We start from the raw sequence: 20723 nt of genomic DNA, 5'->3' as shown, positions 1-20723 counted from the left end.
TTTTAATCTATAAACAATTCCCTTTGATTATTTTACTATTGTGTCTTGCAACTTTTGCGATTGATGATAAAACATAAAATATACACTAAGGAGAATTTTAATTATGAAAAGTATTTTAGAAATAATCGAATCAGTTGCATGTGAACACAGTGAATTATTGAATCTTGATAAAGACAGTAAAGTTGATATCAATGACTATGTGTTGATATCAAGAACTAAGTTGAAGCCACTACGTAAGACACTTACTAAACTCGGATTCACAGTATCACTTATTCCAACTCGACAAACCAACAAGTTCATTCACAAAAAGATAGTTGAGAGTTTGTGTGAGCAGCTTGAAGATCAGCCGTTGTTCGTTGAACGTTTTGATACTGAAAAGAGAACAAAGAAGAACAATGGTTTTAGGGACTTAGAATATGAATATCTCAACGTAACGATAAAACGTAAACTTCAAGAGTTGAATCTAACAAAACCTGATGATTCAAATAGAGTTTTTTTGTTCAATTTCCCTGAGTATAACGACGGACTTACAAAATTTCTTAAACGACATGACTTTGGTGAATCACAAACCTTTTTTCGAGATTATCACAAGAATCGAGTAGCAGTTCATGAAAAGTTACTTGAATTTATCAATAGCGAGTTGATGTCTGATAAGGTATTTAAAAAATATTATGTCAATTGATTAGTAAAAATTGCAAGTTTTGCAAAAATAACTAAAAGTTTTAGTTTTTAAAAGTGTTTAGAATTGCGTATTTTCTTTAATGCATTGATTTTAATTGTTTTGTGACGATTGACTTATACTAAATCTTTGATAAATAAATAGTAAGGCAAGAAGCCAAAGTATCAATTATCAAAAGGAATTATTATTATGAGAAAGTCAATTAGCAAAGCAACAAGAAACGCAGCATTATCTATTACATTAAGTATCTCAGCTATCGCAGTCGCTGCAACGTGCTTCTATTCAGTCAAAACCATTTCAGAAGGAAAAATAGAAGAAAGAGCAGCTATGGAACAACTTGTAGCGAAAAGAAAAGCGACAATGAATAAAATGTATGAATTTCGTATCAAACAAAAACAACAATACACATTCATTATTCAATAAAAAATGAAATATTTTTAGGGCACTCAGTAGAGTGTCTTTTTTGTTTTCTAACGTTGTTAATAAATTAATTTATATAATTCTCTTGAACATCGAATTAAATATGATAATAAAATATTTGTAGTAACTAATTAAAAGGAGATATTTACTATGGATATTAAAACAAAGTTTTCTGCTGTAATTTTAACAGCAATCGCAACAAGTATAAGTTTTGCCGCTGGCGTTGGAGAATTAGTACAAGGTTGGGGCGAAACAGCTACCGCACTGCAAGTTTTATTAGTGATTGGTGCTTCATTAGTTGGTTTAGGTATGATGGCTGCTGGCGGTATGCAACTTAAAAAACACGGTGAGAATCCACAACAAGTACCACTTAATAAAGGTCTTATCTTTTTAGCGTCTGGTGCATTACTGTTTGGTTTAAGTGCAACATCTACCACAATGCTTGATACAATATTTGGAACGGGTGCTGCGGAAGGTTCGACAGAAGTTAGTTCAGAATTTTAATCACAGTTATATTTAATAAATTCTCTTTTTACAATTGACATAATTTTTATTTAATATAATTTATAAGGTATGGACACTTGTCATGTTCACATTTCATTTTCTTAAAGTTGAAGAACAAGGAAGCAAACGAAAGTTTGCTTTTCTTGTTTTTGTCGTTTGTGTTTAATTAATCTCTCGTTGTTGTTTTTTATTATTTATATGTTATTGAATATATTAAAGCATAATTTAAACAATGGAGAGATAAATTTATGAGCGATAAAACAAATGATTTAAATGATATTGAATCGAAAGACGAAACAACAAAAGATAAAGCTGTTCAAATTGTATCAAGGACAAATGATGAACTGAAAGGGACTGTTAACGCTGTTAAGGGCGTTAAGTCATTAAATGATGTAAAGGCATTGCCTGTGAAGATCAAAGGTATTTTGGCTGGTTTGGGCGTTGTTCTGTGCTTGTTGGTCTATATGTTGTTTGGTGGAAGTAGTTTTGATTACCGTGGCGAGTATGTGATAGATCAGTCTGCATATACCAAACCACAAAAAATCCCTGAAACTAAGAACGTATTCTCTATCACAGACACTGAGATAACGCTTATGGGCGATAAAGAAACGTATCGAGTTGTTGAAGAACGTGGTGATTCAGTACTTATCAAGATAGGGAAGAACGAGAATGACTTGTTAGACGCTGAGATAAAGAAAACGGATAAAGGCATTGATGTTCTGTTGAAAGGTCGTGCAACTATCGTTATGCACATCAAACCGAAAGAGTAACACTTTCCAGACATTGAAGAAGGCGAAAGCCTTCTTTTTTTGCGTCTATGACGCTCTGAATTGCTGTTTGTCGTGGTTTTGCTAATGTTAGTGCTGTGTTTGACATAAGTCACTGAGAAACACGCTTAAGGATAATCAGATATGAGAATACAAGCATTACTACCAATTCGTTTAAAGATCCAAGGAAGTGAGCACATCTTCCTGATAGATTATGACTTAGCTGTAAAGTTCAGATCTGGTGAGATTAGTATGATTGAACTACAAGAGCTTAGTTCGAGTGTGTCTATCAATACAAGCTACGCTATGTAACTCTCATTAATCTACATACGGCAATCTATCTATTATCTTGTCTCAAACCATTGAACAAAATTAAATTGCTATTCCTTTCAGTCATAGCCAGTTCTGAAAGAATTGGCATTTTAATAACTGATACTGCAAACACCTTCTACAACAATTCCCGTTCATAAAATTCTAAATAAGAAAGAAAGAAGAATCTCTAATTCTTTTAAAGCTTAACTGTAGTTCGCTTGCGAATTACAGAGTTTATAAAAGATCTTTTAGTATATTAAAAAGAGTTTATAGTTAGTGTATTTCTCCTTAGTCATGAAAGTGTTTCACCTTAGACACATATAGCATAATTACGTGTTTCACCTTAGACACGACAGATACATTTTACGATCAAAACTGTCATATATTGGCATTAAAATTGAGATTGTTTTTAGTTTTGAAAACTTCCAAGGAATTTAAATATTATAATATGCTTAACTTTTATGAATAAAATCGATTGATGTTTATATCTTTAATCTATTTTTTCGATGATAAGTTTTAGTAAAGATAAAATTCAATTTAAAGCAAAAGCTTAAAATCATTATGTTTGTGAGAATATTTTAGTATCTGAATTGTATAATTAACTTTTTAACTTCGTAAATAATTTGATTTTATGAAGAAAATAGCTGAATGGCGTTGTTTGACAAGAAATAAATAAATGGTATCACATATATTACAGAAATAAAAAAAGGCATCATAGAGATGCCGTTTCGAAAGAAATAAGTGGTACAAACACTTTAAAACTTTTTGAGCTTAATTACAATTTACCTTGAATTATTAAATTGTCAAGTGATTGAGCTTCAAAAAGTGGATTTTCGAAATCAAACTTTTTGGAGCTATTTTTATGAGTAAATTAAACAAAAACAAAAAAACTAATCTTGTTGCATTGCCGTTCAGCACTGCAATATTAAACCATAAAGCAAGCACTATCGATGTGCTTTTCCAAGACTTATTACCAAAACACATTCTTACCCTGATCTGGATTATCGGGCGTTTTCAGTTGTTTCAAAACACACATTTCAACAAATCTGACCAAACATTTTTCATCACTCAAGACGCTTTTATCAAGTTCAGAGATAGATATAGAAGAAGTTCTGAAATGGTAGATATGATGAATGCATTGCGCTCACATCCATACATTTCAGATATTCAATGGGGCAAAAACGACACTATCAACATTGAAATTAGTGAGCGTTTTCATGAAGAAATGGCTAAGTCAAGAAAACATTACTACGTAAATTTAGAGTTTCTATCTACAAAAGAAGTATTGAAATCGAGAGACATGATGTTTTATGCGATTTTAATCGATTTTAACAAAACAATAGACCGTGGCGACATCATTGAACTATCAAACAAGATTAAAAAAGAAAGTGATAAAGCTGTCTCAAAAAGACAGCGTTGTAATCGTATCCAAAAAATAAAAGCAGCATTTCAAACATTAGCCGCTCTTGGATACTTAGAGCAGTTTGCTTATCACGTTGTCAGAAAGTTCAAGCTAACATTCAAATCATTGACTAAATCATTTGAATACAAGCCATTTTCACGCAAAAAAGAGCCGTGGGAAGACGTGGACTTTGACGCGATATTCAAAGAACGTGGTATAGCAATTTAAACTTAAGGAGATAATTATGAGCGAACAAAAAAAAGATTTAAGACCTGTAATCCTTTGGATTAAAAGTTTCCCTGTATTCACGGAATCAAAGCCAGTGGCTTGTTCACAAATTTTAAAGCAGCTTTTCGAAGAGAATAGCAAGCGTTCTGAGCCGTTCACGACGACTGAAATACGAAAAGGTAGCTTCATTGCATCTACGAAAGATCTGAGAATCTTAAAAGCTACTGTAAGTGGTGAATATGACGTTTTCCATGATCTATATGGTAATCGCATTGAGACTTACCCAATTCGTGAAGACTTGCTTGAAAAAGTTCAGGAAGGGATTGTTGCAGTTAAAGCAGAGATGAAAGCGCGTAGAGCTGAAAAAGCAGAAGCGAGAAAAGCAGCTAAACAAGCCAAATCACAGATGAAAGAGCAAAAGCCAGCACAAATTGCTGTTAAGAAGAAAAAAACTCTTGGTGCGTCAAAAGATAAAAAGCCTGTTGAAGTTTTGGTGATGAAGAAGAAACGCAAAGTTTTGTCTTTAAAATAATCAGAACTTTGATGTTGTATTTTTAACTTTTCGGAAAAATTGCAAGTTTTGCAAAAAAAACTATTTGTGTATTTTTAGCCAATATTCGATTGTTAGTTAAATTATTTTTAAATGATTTAACTATTGTCTCTTGCAACTTTTGAGATTCATGTTATTTAAATATATATCATTAGGAAATAAGGAGAACTGATATGAAATTTGAATATGAAGGTAAAGAATACACTTTTGAGATAATTGACGAAAATTATGTAGCAGGTGAAGAGTATGATAGAAGCTCTACATATGTTAACTACATAACGAGAGAGCCTGAAGTTAAAACACTGCGAAACGACTTATATTGTGTTTCTTACAAAGAAAAAGAAACTGGTCTAATCGTTCATGCAAATTATGGACTTATATTAGACATTACTGATCGTGAACTTATAACCATTGGCAATGATCCATTCACTGGTTGCTTTGACAAAAATGAATATGAAATTAACGCTGATTCAACATTTGATTATAGTGACTGTACATATACTGATGATGAAGACTTTGATGAAGATGATTTTGAAGATGCATTCAGAATTGAAGCTGAAAGACACATTTATGAACAACTTCAACAAAAAATCGAAAACAAAGAAATAGCAGAAATTCAAATGGTTGTTGAACCAGAAAACATTTAAAACAAAGGGAAGCAAATGCTTCTCTTTTCTCTCTCTTTTCGTATAAGTTGACTAAAATTTTTTGACCAAAAAATATACTTGTTTTAGTGTCTTTTTAGTTTATTAATCAGTGATATAATCGCTGTCATAGTATGCAATTCATTACAAAAGATGAAATCACAAGAAGAACTGGACGAAAAACTTGTTGGCTTAGTTCACTCCTTAGAAGAACTTTCACAAGCTATCTCTCGCGCAAGTGCAGTGGATGACGTAGAAGAGTTGGCTAAGTTGCTCGAAAAGCGCACTGAGCTTGAAGCTGAGTGTAAGAAAATTGAGAGAAAACGATACGAATTGAGTTGAAAGAAAGGGAAGCATTGCTTCTCTTTTTTGTTTGTGCAATGACCGATCAGTTCTGTGGGATATTGATCTATTCATAGAGCTGAATCATACTACTGTATATACATACAGTAACGTGATTTTATATGAAAGTAATCCCACTTTTTGCTTCCGCTGGCATAACAGGCTTTGAGAGTCCAGCCGCTGAGTATAACCAGTTAGATTTGTCTCTCGATGAGTTGTTGGTCGAACGTCCTTCGAGCACGTTCCTTGGATTCGCACAAGGCGAATCGATGATTGACGTTGGCATATTCGATGGTGATTTGTTGATTGTTGACCGTTTTCCAGTTGCGAAACACAACGATGTCATAGTAGCTAACTTGAATGGTGAATTTATCTGCAAAATCATAGATATGCACAATCGTCAGCTTCTATCAGCTAACCCTAAATACGGCACAGTAACTATCACTGACGCAGACACTTTCACGATAGAAGGTGTTGTTGTCAGTTCTATCAGATTGTTCAAGAAAAGCTTTCTATTGAGCGCATAAGCCATGTTTGCCTTAGTCGATGCTAACTCTTTCTATTGCAGTGCTGAAACTGTCTTTCGACCTGATCTGAGAGACAAGCCGATCATCGTTCTTTCGAACAATGACGGTTGCATTGTTGCTGCGAATCGTAGAGCAAAAGAGCTTGGTGTGCCTAAGTTTTCTCCATACTTTAAGATTAAAGCTGAGTGTGAAGCGAAGGGTGTGATTGCTTTTAGCTCGAATTACGAACTGTATTCAGATTTGAGCGCAAAAATGATGAGTGTTATTGGTCGGTTTGCGCCTGAGCAGTTTGTTTATTCGATAGATGAGAGTTTTCTATCATTTCAAAGAACATTTCCAGCCATTCCATGCTTACGCAAGCATGGTGAAGCTCTGCGTAAAGCTGTATGGAAAGAGACACGGCTTCCAGTGTGCGTAGGCTTTGGCACAACGTTAACACTTGCAAAAATGGCAAATCATTTAGCGAAAAAGATTAGAAGTTTCAATGGTGTTTGTGTCTTGGATGATCAAGCAAAAACGTTAGAACTACTGAAAAATGTAGATGTTGGTGATGTTTGGGGCATTGGCAGACGTTTATCTAAACGAATGCAGTTCATGGGTATCAACACAGCGAATGACTTAGCTAAATATCCAGTGGGTTTGTTGCGTAAAGACTTTAACGTTGAAGTTGAACGGACTGCAAGAGAATTGAACGGTCAGATCTGTAAAGGGTGGGATCTGGTCAAAGCCAACAAACAGCAAATTTACTCAACTCGATCAGTTGGGGAACGCATAACTGATGTTGAAAGTTTACGGCAAGCACTGGTTAAACATGCTGGAATCGCTTCACGAAAATTGAGAGAACAAAATTCTCTAACGAAAGTGATGCTTTGTTTTGCTGCGTCTTCACCTTATGACGAAAAGCCAGCGTCTTTTAAGACTATCCATAGATTCAGTTTTCCGACATCTGACGTTACTCATCTATCACAAGTTGCGTCGAATGCCGCTGATGAACTGTTTCGAGAAGGTGTTCGTTTCTACAAAATTGGAGTAGGGCTTTTAGATTTGTCTGATGGGACAATGCAGCAATTGGATATGCTTAATGAGAATCCGTCTAATGATAAGCTCAACGCTGTTTTTGACAGTTTAAACAATAAATATGGCACTGATACAGTCTTCATCGCGGCACAAGGCATCAAGCAAGAGTGGAGTATGAAACGACAGTTGCTATCTAAGCAGTACACAACAAAATGGTCTGATTTACCGAAAATTAGTTGTAGATAGATTGTTCTTTGAGATCGGTCCTGATAATTTAAAATCATCGAAAATATTTTGTTGGTGTGCTATGAAATACGATATTTTTAAAACTAAATATCAAACTGTTCTGTCTGATAAAAAAACGGTCAAGATGCTAAAACAAATGATCGGGCATGTTCCGACTTTTGAAGAGTTTTTAGTTGAAGATTCATACTTAGCAAATCAGTTAGATGATGTTCTTGGAATAAATACAAATGCAGAAGAACTTTTTTATGAACAAAGTCGAAAACTTGTTTTTGTAAATAAATCTATCGTAGAAATGCTGAATCGTGCAAAGTTCACATCAAATATAAATGCAACGATTAGACCGCCCAAAGGATTTGAAACGTTTGCACTTTGCTTTGAAAAAGATACTTACGTTAAAGTAAATGGTCATAACATCAAGCTCTATCCATGCCAGATCACGGTATTGTCAGAAGAAGAAATGTATCAGAAGGTTCATGTGCCGTTTGGTGAACTGACAGGTTTGAAGATTCAGAGAAACCCTGAAATTAATATATCTATTACTGTGAGTTACAAAATTAAAGACGTAACTTACAGAAGCTGTGTTGATGTGTCTGAAATAATTTCGAAATTAGATGATGGTGTGAAAGAATCATCTGAACTATCTACAATTGTTGATCAACGATTAAATGATATTGAGCAACTAACGACAAATACTTTGATGAAAACCGCTGTTCAACTTTTGATTTTTAATTCTGCAACTGACAATAAATATTTAGTTAATGGATTTCCTCATCAAGCAAAGTTTAGAATGCCAGAACGTACTACAAGAGATTATTGGAGCGCGTCATATTTTGATTATGAACCATCGAACAAAATCTCAGAACATATTCGAAGTGCGCATTTCAGAAACTTACAGCACGATAAATTCTATCGTGGTGAATTTGAGAATGTTCAGAAAGGTAGCCGTTGGGTATTAGTTAAAGAAAGTTTTGTTGGAAAATCTAAAACGTATGTTCAGTTAGACTCGTAGATAGACATAAATAAAAGGTTTTAACCAGAATGGGGTGAAGATTTCTTCATCCTTTTTCTTTGTGCAAAGAATAAACAAAGTCAGTGTAGTAGTAGCCTGTTTGTATGAAGAATCTGTTGTCTGATTGGCTAACTTAGATACGTTGAACTTCGACTATTAGGAGTTAGGACAGTCAAATTGTTAGTGACTAATTTGTTAACAAAAAGTCAGTCTACAATGTACAAATAATTCAAGAACACTGAAGCCACTAATCTTAGTTACTTTTAGTATGAGTAATCAGCTATGAATAAGATAGGTGTATCAAAACAGACGTTGTATGGCTGAGTTTTGATTTGGATTGATGTATTGTATAGCCAATGAACCTTTTGAAGTGTGTACCGATGAGCAATCAAAACATAATTGACGTTGAAGTTGAAAATGATTTCATTAACAGAACCTTAACAGGCAAGGCAGTGCAAGCTTTGGTCGAGTTAGTCTGGAATGCTTTCGATGCAGATGCCGAAAACGTCTACCTTAAAATCAATCACAGTGAGCTGGGTATTGAGTCGATTACGATAACTGATGATGGGACAGGTATTGAGCAATCTAAATTCAAAGACTATTTTAAAAGCTTAGGTGTATCATGGAAAAAAACAGAACTCCGCTCAAAATCTGGACGTTATTTACATGGTAAGTTAGGTCAAGGGCGATTTAAATCCTTTATTGTAGGTAGATATGTTGAGTGGCAAACGACAATATCATCTAATGATAGATATGAAAAATATACAATTAGTGGACTTGCAGATAACCCAAAACAATTTAGATACACAGACTCTGAATTTTTAGATAAGGGAACAACTGGCACGATTGTCACGATACGAGAAATCCAATGTAGCTCTTCAGACCTAACAATTCCAAGAATAAAAGAAGAGTTTTCAACTGTATTCGCTAATTATCTAAATAAATACCCAAGTTTAAAGTTGCATATAGAAGATGAGATTTTAGATCCGTCTTCACTGATATCATATCAAGATAAATTTGAGTTAGAACCGATAGAATTTGATGGCGAACGGTATGATTACACACTTAATATCATCGAATGGGATTTTCATTGCAAGAATGAAATCCATTTTTGTAATGTTAGTGGCTTACCAATCTTACCTTGTAATGAAAAACCTATCGGAACCAAAGGTTTTAACTATACAGCATATTTAAGATCAGACCACATTTCAGTTTTGTCAGATAAGGGGTTGTTAGACTTTGATAGTTTAGAACCATCTTTAAACTCTGCTATTGAAAATTGTATTAGCAAACTAAATTCATATTTTCAAAAACGAAAGCTTGAAAAAAGTGTAAGTAAAATTGACAGATGGAAAAAAGAAGAAATCTATCCGTATAAAAATAGATCGTATTCACCCATCGAGCAAGCCGAAAAAGATATGTTCGATATCTTAGCTGTTAATATCAGCGACTCGATCCCAAGCTTCGAGAAAAGTGACAAAACTATTAAGAAATTTCAACTTCAATTGTTGAAGCAAGTTGTAAATACACAACCAAGTGACCTACAAGATATTTTAAAAGAAGTCCTCAAACTATCGAAAAAGAAACAAAAAGAACTATCTGAATTAATTAAAGATGTTAGCCTAAACTCTATTATAAATATGTCAAAAGTAGTTTCTGATAGAATAGCATTTATAACTGGTCTTGAAGAGATTTTATACAACAAAGAGACTAAGGCAATACTAAAAGAGAGAACACAGCTACATAAAATATTAGCAGAAAACACTTGGGTATTTGGTGATGCATTCAACATGACAGTCAACGATCAGTCGTTAACCAAAGTATTAGAAAAACACTTAAAGTCTACAAACAGCGATCTGATCATTGATAAGCCCGTAAAGAGAGTTGATGGACGTAGTGGTATTGTAGATTTGATGTTAACACGTGCTTTACCAACTAATCATAGCGATCAGGTTGAACACTTGGTTGTGGAGTTAAAAGCACCGAAAGTCAAAGTGGGGGCTGCGGAATTAAACCAAGTTAAGTCATATGCATGGGCTGTAGCTGCTGATGAAAGGTTTGAGAATCTGGATTCTCGATGGACATTCGTCGTTATCTCAAACGAATTAGATGCATTTGTTCAACAAGACTTAAAGAATGACAAGACTGGAAGTGGTATAGCTTATGACGTAGATAATATCCGTGTTTTGGTTAAAACGTGGTCCCAGATTATCGCTGAATGTAAGCACCGACTAAAATTTATGAAAGATGAACTCAATTTAAATGTATCCGCAACAGATGGGTTAAAATACATCAAAGAGCATTACTCAGAATACACTGAAGGTGTTGAAGTGAGTGAGGACGACTTAGTCATGTCATAAGTGATTTTAAATGACATATGAGTTAGTAGAACATTGAAGCCACTCGATAGAGTGGCTTCTTTCATATATGCCTAATTTACCACTTTAGTTGGCTCGACATAAGCTTTTGTTCCAAAAAGCGGCACAGTAGAAAGGCTGTGTTTAAAGCTTCCATCAGTCTCTTTCGTCGTGTAAGACAAGTAGAGTAGAGTTTGATTTTCAGGGTCGTAGATTCGACGCACTTTCATTGTTTTAAAGAAGATACTCTTCGACTTTTTAAACACCACTTCACCCGATTTGCTCTTGTCGATTTTAGCGATCATTTCAGGCGTAATCTCGCCTGTTTGACGACACGCAATAGAACTATCGCTTGGGTCTGCAAAGCTTAGATCAGCTTCGATAGACGCGATATGACAAGTTACACCTGTCACTTCTTCATCTACTAAACTCGAAATGGAAATGTCTTTTAGAGTGAACCACCCAAGACCTACATCGCCAACCTCGTTATCAGAACAACCGACCAAAGCAGTTGCCATCAATGCACTTAAAAGCACTTTTTTCATTCGTAAATCCTTGTTACTAACGGTTTTGGAAAGTGTAACACGTATCATTTGGTGTAAGTTCATTTTCACAGAATAGCTGTTTGTCAAAACTGAACTGAACTTTCAACAACAGCTATTTCGCTTGAGTTTTGTTCAGCTATGAGTGAAACCTAATACTTTGATAAATCCAATGAAAATCAGGCTCATATATAGTAGTATTAGGCGCAAAATCGATACAAATCGCTACGGTACTTCATAATGGCATCTGAGACTCTTTTCTCAAACAAAGAAACCACAAACAGCAAACAAATCGCAATTCTGAAGAAGCATTTTCCACAATGTTTTGATAAGAACGGTAGCTTCATGCAAGACCGCATGATGGAAGTTATTGAATCGAATGAAGTTGAACTCTCGAAAGAGAGTTATTCTTTGAATTGGCTCGGTAAGTCATATGCGAAACTTATGTCGAATCTACCACCTAAAAAGCTGATGGGGGTTGATGCTGAACATAATAGCCAACCAGATAACAAGTCGAGTAAACACCTTTTATTCAAAGGGGATAACTTAGAAGTACTGAAACATCTGGTGAACACCTACGGTGAAGAAGTACACATGATCTACATAGATCCTCCGTACAACACAGGTAAAGATGGTTTTGCATACAACGATGATCGTAAGTTCACAAAAGAGCAGCTAAGTGAGCTTGCAGGTATTGACCTTGATGAAGCAGAAAGGATTCTAAAGTATACGGTTAAAGGAGATAGTAGTCATAGTGCATGGTTAACCTTCATGTATCCAAGATTACACATTGCTCGTGAATTGCTACGTGATGATGGTGTGATATTCATTTCACTTGACGACAATGAGTTAGCGCAACTCCGTGTACTTTGCGATGAAGTTTTTGGTGAACAAAATTTCTTAGGTAATGTTATTTGGAAGAACGTTACTGATAACAACCCGACAAACATAGCTACTGAGCATGAATATATTGTCGCTTATGCGAAAAGCCGTAGCCATATTGCGCAAGTTTGGAAAAGTAGAATTTCTGATGTCAAAGACAATCTGATTGAGCTTGGTGAGAAATTGATCGCGGAGTATGACGATGAAAAGAAATTGCAGGCTGCATATTCAAAATGGTTTAAAGACAACAAGTTTCAACTTGGTCCGCTTGACCGATATAAGCTAATCGACAAAGGCGGTATCTACATCAATAGCCAGAGCGTACACAACCCAGGCAAAGAAGGATACCGTTACGATGTTATACATCCAGAAACGAAAAAACCTTGCAAACAACCGTTGATGGGCTACCGATTTAAAGAATCGACAATGCAAAAGCTGATAGACCAAGACAAAATTATCTATGGCAAAGACCATAATAAGATAATCGAGTTAAAGCTATATCTTTCTGAGTTTCAGGAAAAATTCTCCAGTGTATTGGAGTTAGATGGTCGTATTGGTGCAAATGAGTTGCGTTCCCTATTCCCTGAAATGAAACAAGCTTTTACTAACCCTAAATCAACCCAACTTATTGAAATGTTGATTTCGTATGTTTGTGAAGGTGAGGGTATTATCTGTGATTTCTTTGCAGGTTCTGGCACAACTGCACATGCAGTTATGAACCTGAACCATAAAGAAAACCAAAACTATAGATTCATTACTGTACAGCTCGATGAACCAGCAAAAGAAAAATCAGAAGCTCTATCAGCAGGTTATGAAACAATATTCGACGTAACCAAAGAACGACTCATACGAGCCAGTGCTCAAAACGGAAACCAAGGCTTTAAAATCTACTCACTTGTAGAAGATTTTCGTGTGCAGGATGAAGAGATCGAGTTTGCATTAGAAAACTTAACGATGTTTGATGATGTGGTTTTGAACAAAGAGCAATATGATACCTTGTTAACTACATGGCGTTTGCATGATGGTAGTGATCTCGCTGATGAAGTTATTGACGTAGAATTTGATGGTTATGTCGCTCATCTGTGTGATAACAGGCTCTATATGTTGGAATCTGGTATTACATCTGAAGGGATAAAAGCTTTAATCCTGAAACTGGATACTGATGAATCGTTTAGCCCTAACAAAGTTGTTTTTTATGGCGCTAACTTTGACAGTGGTAAGCAAAGAGAACTTAAAGATGCTCTAAAAAACCACTCAAATAAAAAATCTATTGAAATTGATGTAATGGTGCGCAACTGATGTCAAAAGGATTTTCATTTGAAAAAAATCTTCCCCATCAGCAAGTAGGGGTGGATTCTGTTATCAGCTTTTTCAATGGCGCAGATGTGAGCTATGTAAGTGATTATCGAATCAAGTATCGCTCGAATCCGATTATCAAGGTTGATCGTGATTTACTAAAATCGAATATTGAAAATATTCAGCGGAAGAACTCTATCTCGCATGATCCAATGTTTTACGACTTGGATAGCAACGTAATCGACATAAAGATGGAAACAGGTACAGGTAAAACATACACCTATACAAAAACCATCTTTGAACTGAATAAGTCTTTTGACATCAATAAATTTGTTATTGTTGTTCCAACTCTTTCAATCAAGGCTGGTACAGTAAACTTTCTTAGAAGTTCAGCTTTGAAAGAGCATTTCAGGGATGACTATGACCGAGAAATCAAAACATATGTCGTAGATAGTAAGAAGAATGCTGGCAAAAAGGGCAAAAGAAACTACATGCCGCAAGCCATCCATGACTTTGTTGAAGCAGATAATGTAAACCGAAAACACATTCATGTTTTGATCATTAATACTGGCATGGTCAACTCGAAAAAATCTATGAATGAACCTTATGACAAAGGTTTACTTGATAACTTATACGATACTCCAGCAGAAGCTATCAGCGCGATTAATCCTTTTATTATCATTGATGAGCCTCATAAGTTCCCCAAGGGCAACGCAACTTGGAAGAATATCAAATCATATAAGCCTCAGTATATCATTCAATACGGTGCAACTTTTGGCAACGATGAATACGATAATCTACTGTACGATCTTGATGCTATCCAAGCCTTCAACCAAGGGCTTGTTAAAAACGTTGACGTATATATAGAGAAAGGTACAGGTGAAGAGGTAGCTTCGGTTAAACTCACCAAAGTTGAAGGAAAAGTCGCCACCTTTAAGCTTACTGAACGTAACAAAGTAAAATCATTGCCGTTTAGTAAGGGTGATTCTTTGGTCGCTTTACACGCAGAATTAAGAGGTCTAAGTGTAGAACTCATTGATGCAACTCAGAAAACTGTGATTCTGAGTAATGGGATCGAGATGAAGGCAGGTAATCAACTCAACCCATACGCTTACTCTTCTATTTTAGAAGACGATATGATGCGTAAGGCTATTAAGCGACATTTCGAAGTAGAAAGAGAATTATTGACGCAAACACCAAGAATTAAGCCTCTTGCTTTGTTCTTTATTGATGATATCGAAGGTTATCGCGACGGTAATGATAGCAGTGGTACTTTGAAGAAAAAGTTTGAAGATTGGGTTGTTTTTGAAGCTAAAGAACAACTAAAAACAGTTAAGGATGAGTTTTATCGAACATACCTTGAACAGACTATCAATGATGTAAGTAGTGTTCATGGTGGATATTTCTCAAAAGATAACACTGGTGCTGATGAAAAAATCGAAGAAGAAATCAACGAAATTCTTCATGATAAAGAGAAACTGCTTTCGTTGGATAACCCAAGACGCTTCATCTTCTCCAAATGGACACTAAGAGAAGGTTGGGATAATCCTAACGTATTCAGCATATGTAAACTCAGAACAAGCGGTAGCAAAACATCCAAACTACAAGAAGTTGGTCGTGGCCTACGACTTCCTGTAAATGAGTTTATGAGTCGTGTTAAGGATCGAACATTTGCACTTAATTACTTTGTTGACTTTACAGAGCAAAACTTTGTTTCCTTGTTAAAAGGTGAAATTAATAGTGCATCTCAACGGGAACCAATTCCAACAGAGTTTGACGCAAGCTTAATGGATCGCATTAAAGCTGCATATCCAGAACTGTCAAATTTCAATATCATGAGCAACTTGATTAACAAGGGTATCATGGATGAAAACCAACAGTTTTTGAAGGATGACTCTTTTGAATTGTTAAAAGAAGAGTACTCAGGAGCGTTCCAGAAAGGTCTTATGGAAGGGAAGGTGCGAGAGGCATCTAAGACCAAAAGAACATCTAAAATGCGTATTGGCATGTTTGATGAGCTTAAAGAGTTGTGGGAGCGAATCAATACTAAGGCGATACTGCAGTATAAGATTGATAGTGAAGATCATTTCCTTGGATTGTTTGAAAGCTATTTGAGAGAGTATTCCGACGAGTTCAAAAAATCTGGCTTTCGTACAGTAGTGGAAGAAGTCCGTATTAAGAACAATATGGCTCAATCAACTCAAACAACTACTGAAAACCTTGTTTTGTTTAGTAACATCTCCTACGCACAATTTCTTGAAGAGTTGTCTGAGATTTCTTTCATCAAACGTTCTACACTGCATAAGGCATTCATTGCAGTAAAAGACCTGTTCGATATTCGTGACTACCTAAACAACAACACGATAAGAAAGATCAATAGTGACTTTAATGATTATTTGCTAAGTAATTCATTTAACAAATTTAGTATTGGTTACAACATTATCTCAAGTAAGTCCTATCCAACCAAATTCACGGATTCATTAGGTAATCCAGTTGATGAAGTTAGCTCTGCAGACTTGGGTGTGCATCATGATATGTTGAATACTCCTTTGAATGGGTATTTGTTCGAGGATGTATTCTATGATTCTGAGTTAGAACGACTGAATATTGTTGAAGATAATGTTGTTGGTGTGACTGTTTTTACTAAGATTCCTAAAAACTCAATCAAAATACCAGTAGCTGGCGGTGGAACATATTCGCCTGACTTTGCTTACGTTATCAAAACGAAGCAAGGAGAGTTCCTAAACTTTATCATTGAGTCTAAGAACCTATCTGGTAAGAAGCAACTGCGACAGGAAGAGAAGCAAAAGATTGCTCATGCTGAGAAGTTGTTCGAGAAAATTGCAGAAGATTTAGGTGGAGATATCAAGATTGAGTTTAAGACGCAGTTCAAAGATGAAAAAATTATCGAAATAATCGAGCCACATCTTAGTTAATACTGAAACCCCAATAACAGCGTTATTGGGGTTTATTTTTATCAGCAGTGGAGACTCTGACATTGTTGAAAGAAGATGTATTGAGCTGTCTCTGTGGGTTAAATTGGTATTACTAATGGATTGATTATATACAGTTGGCTATGGCATGGAGTGAGCAAGTTGATATCACAAATTAATTTTGAAAGCGTTGCGAGCTATAGAGGTAAAACATCGCTCAATACAGACAAGAAAGTGAACATAATCTATGGCTTAAACGGTTCGGGGAAAAGCACATTCTCTAACTACTTTTACAAACCAAGTGACGAAAAATACCACAAATGTTCGCATACTGATGATGGCTCAAAAATTCTTGTTTATAATCAGGATTTTATAAGGGATAACTTTTACACAGAAGACACAATAAATGGAATCTTCAGTCTTTCAAAAGAGAATAAAGAAGCCAAAGAAAAGATTGAACAAATAGCGAAGGAGCTTGATCAAAAAATCATCGATAGTGAAAAGTATCGCGATCAGATCCAGAAGCAAAAAGATGATATATCTAAAGCCAAAGAAAAAGCACAAAAGGTCGTTTGGGATATCAAGAAAAACTACTCTGGTGGTGATCGAGTTCTTGAGTTTTGTCTCTCAGGTTTAATGGGTAAGAAAGAAACACTATTTGAGCATTTAGCTTCTATACCTTTAGCTTCCGTGAAGCCTAAGAAAACGATTGACCAGCTTAAAGAAGACGTTGCCGCTATAAATGGCGATAAAGCTACCACTCATTCCGTTTTACCCAAAATCACTTTATCTGAACTATCAGTAGAAGATATAGAACTACTGAACGAGGTCATTGTAGGTAATGAAGATAGTGCTGTTGCAAAGCTAATCACAGAGTTAAACAACTCTGATTGGGTAAGTGATGGGCTTCAATATCTCGACAACATCGAGGATGATACATGTCCTTTTTGCCAATCCAAAACGATTACAGCCGATTTAATAAAGCAGATTAGAGATTACTTTGATGAATCTTATGAAGAAAGTAAAACAAAAATCAGCAACATCCTCATCAAATACAAAAAAATAGTCGATTCCTTTCCTGACTTAGAAACATACAAAAATACTCCATTTGCAGCCGATAAGTTGGCTGAGATGACAGAATCACATTCGTCAATACATGAAATACTAAACTCGAACTTACGGAAGATTGAACAAAAAGAACACACTCCAAGTATTAAGGTTGAGTTGGAAGGCTTTAGTGCGCATTTAACATCATTCAACCAGTATGTAGAACATGTAAACCAAAGCATTGGTGCTCATAATCAAAGAATTGCCAATTCAAGTAATGAATTACAGAAAATTAAAAATGAGTTCTGGCAGATTGTTCGTTGGGAGTACGATCAGACGATCAAGAGCTTTGATACCATCGAAAGCGATGGTGATGCAGAAATTAAAAAACTAACGGCAAGTAAAAATACTGTAGATTCTGAGATTGTAAGTCTGGAAGAAGATCGAGTTAAGTATCAGAAACAAACGATAAGTATCGAAGAATCAATAATTAATATCAACAAAGGTCTATCTGATATTGGCATAACTGACTTTTATATTGAGAGTTGTGGAGATGAACTGTATCGCCTTGTAAGGTCTGGTTCTGAAGGTTCAATCTTTTTATCGTTGTCAGAAGGTGAAAAGATGATTATAAGCTTTTTGTACTTCAGAGAACTGTTTCGTGGCAAACAAACAGCAGATGAAGCTCATGTTAAGAAAATTGCTGTGATTGACGATCCAGTATCAAGCCTTTCTCATATATTTGTCTATAACATCGGTCAGCTCATCAAAAATGACTTCTTCAATTCAAAAAACTTGGAACAAGTTTTTGTGCTCACGCATAGCTTGTATTTCTTCTATGAGCTGGTGGACGCAAATCACAAACGAAGAAAAGCAAATCAATCGTTATTCAGATTATCTAAGAATATGAAAGGCACGACTATCGACACCATGAATTACGAAGAAGTGCAGAATGACTATCAATCGTACTGGTCTGTGATAAATGACGAAAATCAACCACCTGCATTGATTGCAAACTGTATGCGCAACGTGGTGGAGTATTTCTTCAACTTCGTTCAAAAGTCAGATCTAAGCAACGTGATGCAAAAACCTGAGCTTCAAGAAGTCAAATATCAAGCGTTCATTAGATACATAAACCGTGAATCACATTCACTTGGACAGAATATCTTTGACTTCAAAGAGTTTGATTATGGGGCGTTTAGAGATGGACTTAAGTTCATTTTCGAAGATACAGGTTACAGTGATCACTACCAAAAAATGTCTCAGATATAAATATGATAAATAGCCACTCAGTCGAGTGGCTATATTGTAGATAAGAATAAGCTAAAGGTAGGTAGTTAAAATTTCTTCTATGGTAGATCAAGCGTAGAAGCTACCATTTGCCTTAGCTTCAATCGACTTAACATTATCTATTAAATCTTCGAATGAATAGGGCAGTTCAGCTTTAGGGAACATATCTGCCATGCTTTCCCAATCCTGTTTATACTTATCCGTCATGTCTTGATTCTGAGGGACAAGCATTAACGGTCCCTTCAAAGCTGATGAGCATGAATCAGCGTGCCATTTGTAGTAGACATCACAAAAGTTAACCACAACTTCGAACAAAGCTCTATTTGTACACCATTCTGGAAATTTCGAATCTATTTCGACAATATCATAAAGATGTCGAGCATGTTTATCAGCTAAGGACTCTTTCACATGGTTCGTGTGTATTGCGAACATCTTTTCTAAAATTGTTCTTTCAGGAGACAAGGTTAAAACATCAAAACCATCATCTAAAAGATCTGGTATAGCCTCGCCCAACATATGATTAATTTCAATCAATTTGTCAGGGTGATTATCAGAACGCCCACCAGTTTCGAGCAAAACTCTTTGTTGAGCAGAACTTCCATATTCATCCTCGTTTAGAGCTTTAGGATAGTATATGGCGATGTTGAGTGGTGCATCAGATTCAATCTCAACTTTGACTCCTGTATCCAGAGCTTGTAAATGTTCAGTAAGTTGGTCAATGAGCTGTTGCTTTATTAACTCTTCAGCTTTTGTATCGATTGCTATAGCTGCGGTTTGTCTGGCTTTCCTACTGGTTACTTCCTCTAAATCAATAGGTTCACACTCAAGGAGGTTTAAAGAAAAAGATAGGTCTATATCTTCAGACATTCTATTGATTAGGCTGTAGCCTTTAGAAAGACTCGTTCCACCTTTAAAGAGAAATGGCTTATCACATTTCTCAGAAAAAGTAGGTGCAATCTTTGTGTAGAGAATGTTTAAAGTCTGTGTAACCCAATAATCTTTTTCGATTATATATGCAGGAAGGTTACTTACATGTTGCCCTTCTGCAACCAATAATGCTTCACGCTTCTCAGAAGCAGATAGCTCTAAATATTTGCTCAATTTAATGTCCTAATTCATTTTTTGCCCAATTCATAGATGGCGGAAGAGCTTGTAAGAATTTTTCTCTAACATCACTGCTCAACGTTTTGTTAAAACGTGAAATGTACTTACTTCTATAATCGGAGAACCTATCCTTGCCAATGTAATGTAATGCACTCCAAAAAATAAAAGCCTGTTTTTTCTGAGCTTTATCACTGACTTTTAGGTGCTTCGAAAAATGATCAAGTGCTTTACTATATTCAATTTTGATATTGACGGACTTAAGATCTGCTCTGACACGCTCTGTCATTAAATAACTCCTGACCATTGGGAGTTGCGTAGATAAGCCTAAAGCGTTTACTGCAGCAGCCCCTGACACTACATATTCAGCCTGTTTTTTTCTGCTGAGTGCTTTGATGAGTTCTTGTGTATCAACAGGCAGAGTACCAAAACGGCTCTTTTGGGGCTTGTAATAGACTCCACGAGATAGACGTTTGACTAATTTCATCTCAACGCAGCGACTGAATGCAGTGACTGCCGCTCGGTTTGATTCAAGGCTTGAACTTTTCATGAAATCATCAAGCGTAAAAACACGACCATATCGCTGATGCATTATATAACTGGTCACTTGCTGAGATACTGACATAAA

The 20723-nt window shown here is 35.6% G+C and carries 18 protein-coding genes; 15 read left to right on the top strand and 3 right to left on the bottom strand.

The window, feature by feature from the left end:
• Positions 1-103: 103 nt before the first annotated feature.
• The 12 genes from RXX31_RS02890 to RXX31_RS02835 all read left to right on the top strand — a co-directional run bounded on the left by RXX31_RS02890 (position 104) and on the right by RXX31_RS02835 (position 11007).
• Positions 104-682, top strand: a complete 579-nt coding sequence (locus RXX31_RS02890) for a hypothetical protein (RefSeq protein ID WP_317587612.1) — start codon at positions 104-106, stop codon at positions 680-682.
• Between the two features lie 186 nt (positions 683-868).
• Positions 869-1102, top strand: coding sequence for a hypothetical protein (locus tag RXX31_RS02885; protein ID WP_317587611.1), 234 nt, complete (start codon positions 869-871; stop codon positions 1100-1102).
• Between the two features lie 147 nt (positions 1103-1249).
• Positions 1250-1603, top strand: a complete 354-nt coding sequence (locus RXX31_RS02880; protein WP_317587610.1) for a hypothetical protein — start codon at positions 1250-1252, stop codon at positions 1601-1603.
• Between the two features lie 248 nt (positions 1604-1851).
• Positions 1852-2373 (top strand): hypothetical protein, encoded by a 522-nt coding sequence (locus RXX31_RS02875; protein WP_317587609.1) that lies wholly within the window; start codon positions 1852-1854, stop codon positions 2371-2373.
• Positions 2374-3544: 1171 nt separating this feature from the next.
• Complete coding sequence (locus RXX31_RS02870; protein WP_317587608.1) at positions 3545-4312, top strand: hypothetical protein; 768 nt, start codon at positions 3545-3547, stop codon at positions 4310-4312.
• Between the two features lie 16 nt (positions 4313-4328).
• On the top strand, positions 4329-4844 hold the full coding sequence (locus tag RXX31_RS02865; protein WP_317587607.1) for a hypothetical protein: 516 nt from the start codon (positions 4329-4331) through the stop codon (positions 4842-4844).
• Positions 4845-5035: 191 nt separating this feature from the next.
• Entirely contained in the window at positions 5036-5509 is a 474-nt protein-coding gene (locus RXX31_RS02860) for a hypothetical protein (RefSeq protein WP_317587606.1), read from the top strand.
• A 150-nt stretch (positions 5510-5659) separates the two neighbouring features.
• Positions 5660-5848, top strand: coding sequence for a hypothetical protein (locus tag RXX31_RS02855; RefSeq protein ID WP_317587605.1), 189 nt, complete (start codon positions 5660-5662; stop codon positions 5846-5848).
• A 122-nt stretch (positions 5849-5970) separates the two neighbouring features.
• On the top strand, positions 5971-6375 hold the full coding sequence (locus tag RXX31_RS02850; protein WP_317587604.1) for a translesion error-prone DNA polymerase V autoproteolytic subunit: 405 nt from the start codon (positions 5971-5973) through the stop codon (positions 6373-6375).
• 3 nt (positions 6376-6378) lie between these two features.
• Positions 6379-7638: a Y-family DNA polymerase gene (locus RXX31_RS02845; protein ID WP_317587603.1), complete on the top strand. Its 1260-nt coding sequence runs from the start codon at positions 6379-6381 to the stop codon at positions 7636-7638.
• A 61-nt stretch (positions 7639-7699) separates the two neighbouring features.
• Positions 7700-8647: a hypothetical protein gene (locus RXX31_RS02840; protein ID WP_317587601.1), complete on the top strand. Its 948-nt coding sequence runs from the start codon at positions 7700-7702 to the stop codon at positions 8645-8647.
• 380 nt (positions 8648-9027) lie between these two features.
• Positions 9028-11007 carry an ATP-binding protein gene (locus tag RXX31_RS02835; RefSeq protein WP_317587599.1) on the top strand — a complete coding sequence of 660 codons (1980 nt, stop codon included), beginning with the start codon at positions 9028-9030 and terminating at the stop codon, positions 11005-11007.
• A 71-nt stretch (positions 11008-11078) separates the two neighbouring features.
• Here RXX31_RS02835 and RXX31_RS02830 read toward each other — a convergent pair whose 3' ends face one another.
• Positions 11079-11549, bottom strand: a complete 471-nt coding sequence (locus tag RXX31_RS02830; protein ID WP_317587597.1) for a CreA family protein — start codon at positions 11547-11549, stop codon at positions 11079-11081.
• A gap of 342 nt (positions 11550-11891) precedes the next feature.
• On the opposite strand from RXX31_RS02830, the gene RXX31_RS02825 reads away from it, so the two are divergent.
• From RXX31_RS02825 to RXX31_RS02815, 3 genes are all read left to right on the top strand, one after another.
• A complete protein-coding gene (locus tag RXX31_RS02825) occupies positions 11892-13727 on the top strand; it encodes a site-specific DNA-methyltransferase (RefSeq protein ID WP_317587596.1) in 1836 nt (611 codons plus the stop codon).
• Entirely contained in the window at positions 13727-16660 is a 2934-nt protein-coding gene (locus tag RXX31_RS02820; RefSeq protein WP_213968409.1) for a type III restriction-modification system endonuclease, read from the top strand. Before RXX31_RS02825 ends, RXX31_RS02820 begins: the two co-directional genes overlap by 1 nt.
• 150 nt (positions 16661-16810) lie before the next feature.
• The gene (locus RXX31_RS02815) at positions 16811-18976 is read left to right on the top strand and encodes an AAA family ATPase (RefSeq protein ID WP_317587595.1); all 2166 of its coding nucleotides are present in this window, start codon (positions 16811-16813) and stop codon (positions 18974-18976) included.
• 87 nt (positions 18977-19063) lie between these two features.
• Here RXX31_RS02815 and RXX31_RS02810 read toward each other — a convergent pair whose 3' ends face one another.
• Together RXX31_RS02810 and RXX31_RS02805 are read right to left on the bottom strand one after the other, a co-directional pair.
• On the bottom strand, positions 19064-20095 hold the full coding sequence (locus tag RXX31_RS02810; RefSeq protein ID WP_213968408.1) for a nucleotidyl transferase AbiEii/AbiGii toxin family protein: 1032 nt from the start codon (positions 20093-20095) through the stop codon (positions 19064-19066).
• 1 nt (position 20096) lies between these two features.
• Complete coding sequence (locus RXX31_RS02805) at positions 20097-20720, bottom strand: AbiEi antitoxin N-terminal domain-containing protein (protein WP_052719883.1); 624 nt, start codon at positions 20718-20720, stop codon at positions 20097-20099.
• Positions 20721-20723: the final 3 nt, after the last annotated feature.

The sequence above is a fragment of the Vibrio sp. EA2 genome, assembly GCF_033042495.1.
In the GTDB taxonomy this organism is placed as follows: domain Bacteria; phylum Pseudomonadota; class Gammaproteobacteria; order Enterobacterales; family Vibrionaceae; genus Vibrio.
Note: the sequence above shows the minus strand (reverse complement) of the source record. Positions and strands in the feature narration are given on the sequence as shown.

Bases quoted from the DNA above. Each gene is read 5' to 3' on its own strand.
- RXX31_RS02885 (WP_317587611.1), top strand. From the start codon at position 869: ATGAGAAAGTCAATTAGCAAAGCAACAAGAAACGCAGCATTATCTATT.
- RXX31_RS02805 (WP_052719883.1), bottom strand. From the start codon at position 20,720: ATGTCAGTATCTCAGCAAGTGACCAGTTATATAATGCATCAGCGATAT.
- RXX31_RS02845 (WP_317587603.1), top strand. From the start codon at position 6,379: ATGTTTGCCTTAGTCGATGCTAACTCTTTCTATTGCAGTGCTGAAACT.
- RXX31_RS02835 (WP_317587599.1), top strand. From the start codon at position 9,028: ATGAGCAATCAAAACATAATTGACGTTGAAGTTGAAAATGATTTCATT.
- RXX31_RS02820 (WP_213968409.1), top strand. From the start codon at position 13,727: ATGTCAAAAGGATTTTCATTTGAAAAAAATCTTCCCCATCAGCAAGTA.
- RXX31_RS02890 (WP_317587612.1), top strand. From the start codon at position 104: ATGAAAAGTATTTTAGAAATAATCGAATCAGTTGCATGTGAACACAGT.
- RXX31_RS02855 (WP_317587605.1), top strand. From the start codon at position 5,660: ATGAAATCACAAGAAGAACTGGACGAAAAACTTGTTGGCTTAGTTCAC.
- RXX31_RS02875 (WP_317587609.1), top strand. From the start codon at position 1,852: ATGAGCGATAAAACAAATGATTTAAATGATATTGAATCGAAAGACGAA.
- RXX31_RS02825 (WP_317587596.1), top strand. From the start codon at position 11,892: ATGCAAGACCGCATGATGGAAGTTATTGAATCGAATGAAGTTGAACTC.
- RXX31_RS02840 (WP_317587601.1), top strand. From the start codon at position 7,700: ATGAAATACGATATTTTTAAAACTAAATATCAAACTGTTCTGTCTGAT.
- RXX31_RS02870 (WP_317587608.1), top strand. From the start codon at position 3,545: ATGAGTAAATTAAACAAAAACAAAAAAACTAATCTTGTTGCATTGCCG.
- RXX31_RS02850 (WP_317587604.1), top strand. From the start codon at position 5,971: ATGAAAGTAATCCCACTTTTTGCTTCCGCTGGCATAACAGGCTTTGAG.
- RXX31_RS02830 (WP_317587597.1), bottom strand. From the start codon at position 11,549: ATGAAAAAAGTGCTTTTAAGTGCATTGATGGCAACTGCTTTGGTCGGT.
- RXX31_RS02865 (WP_317587607.1), top strand. From the start codon at position 4,329: ATGAGCGAACAAAAAAAAGATTTAAGACCTGTAATCCTTTGGATTAAA.
- RXX31_RS02860 (WP_317587606.1), top strand. From the start codon at position 5,036: ATGAAATTTGAATATGAAGGTAAAGAATACACTTTTGAGATAATTGAC.
- RXX31_RS02880 (WP_317587610.1), top strand. From the start codon at position 1,250: ATGGATATTAAAACAAAGTTTTCTGCTGTAATTTTAACAGCAATCGCA.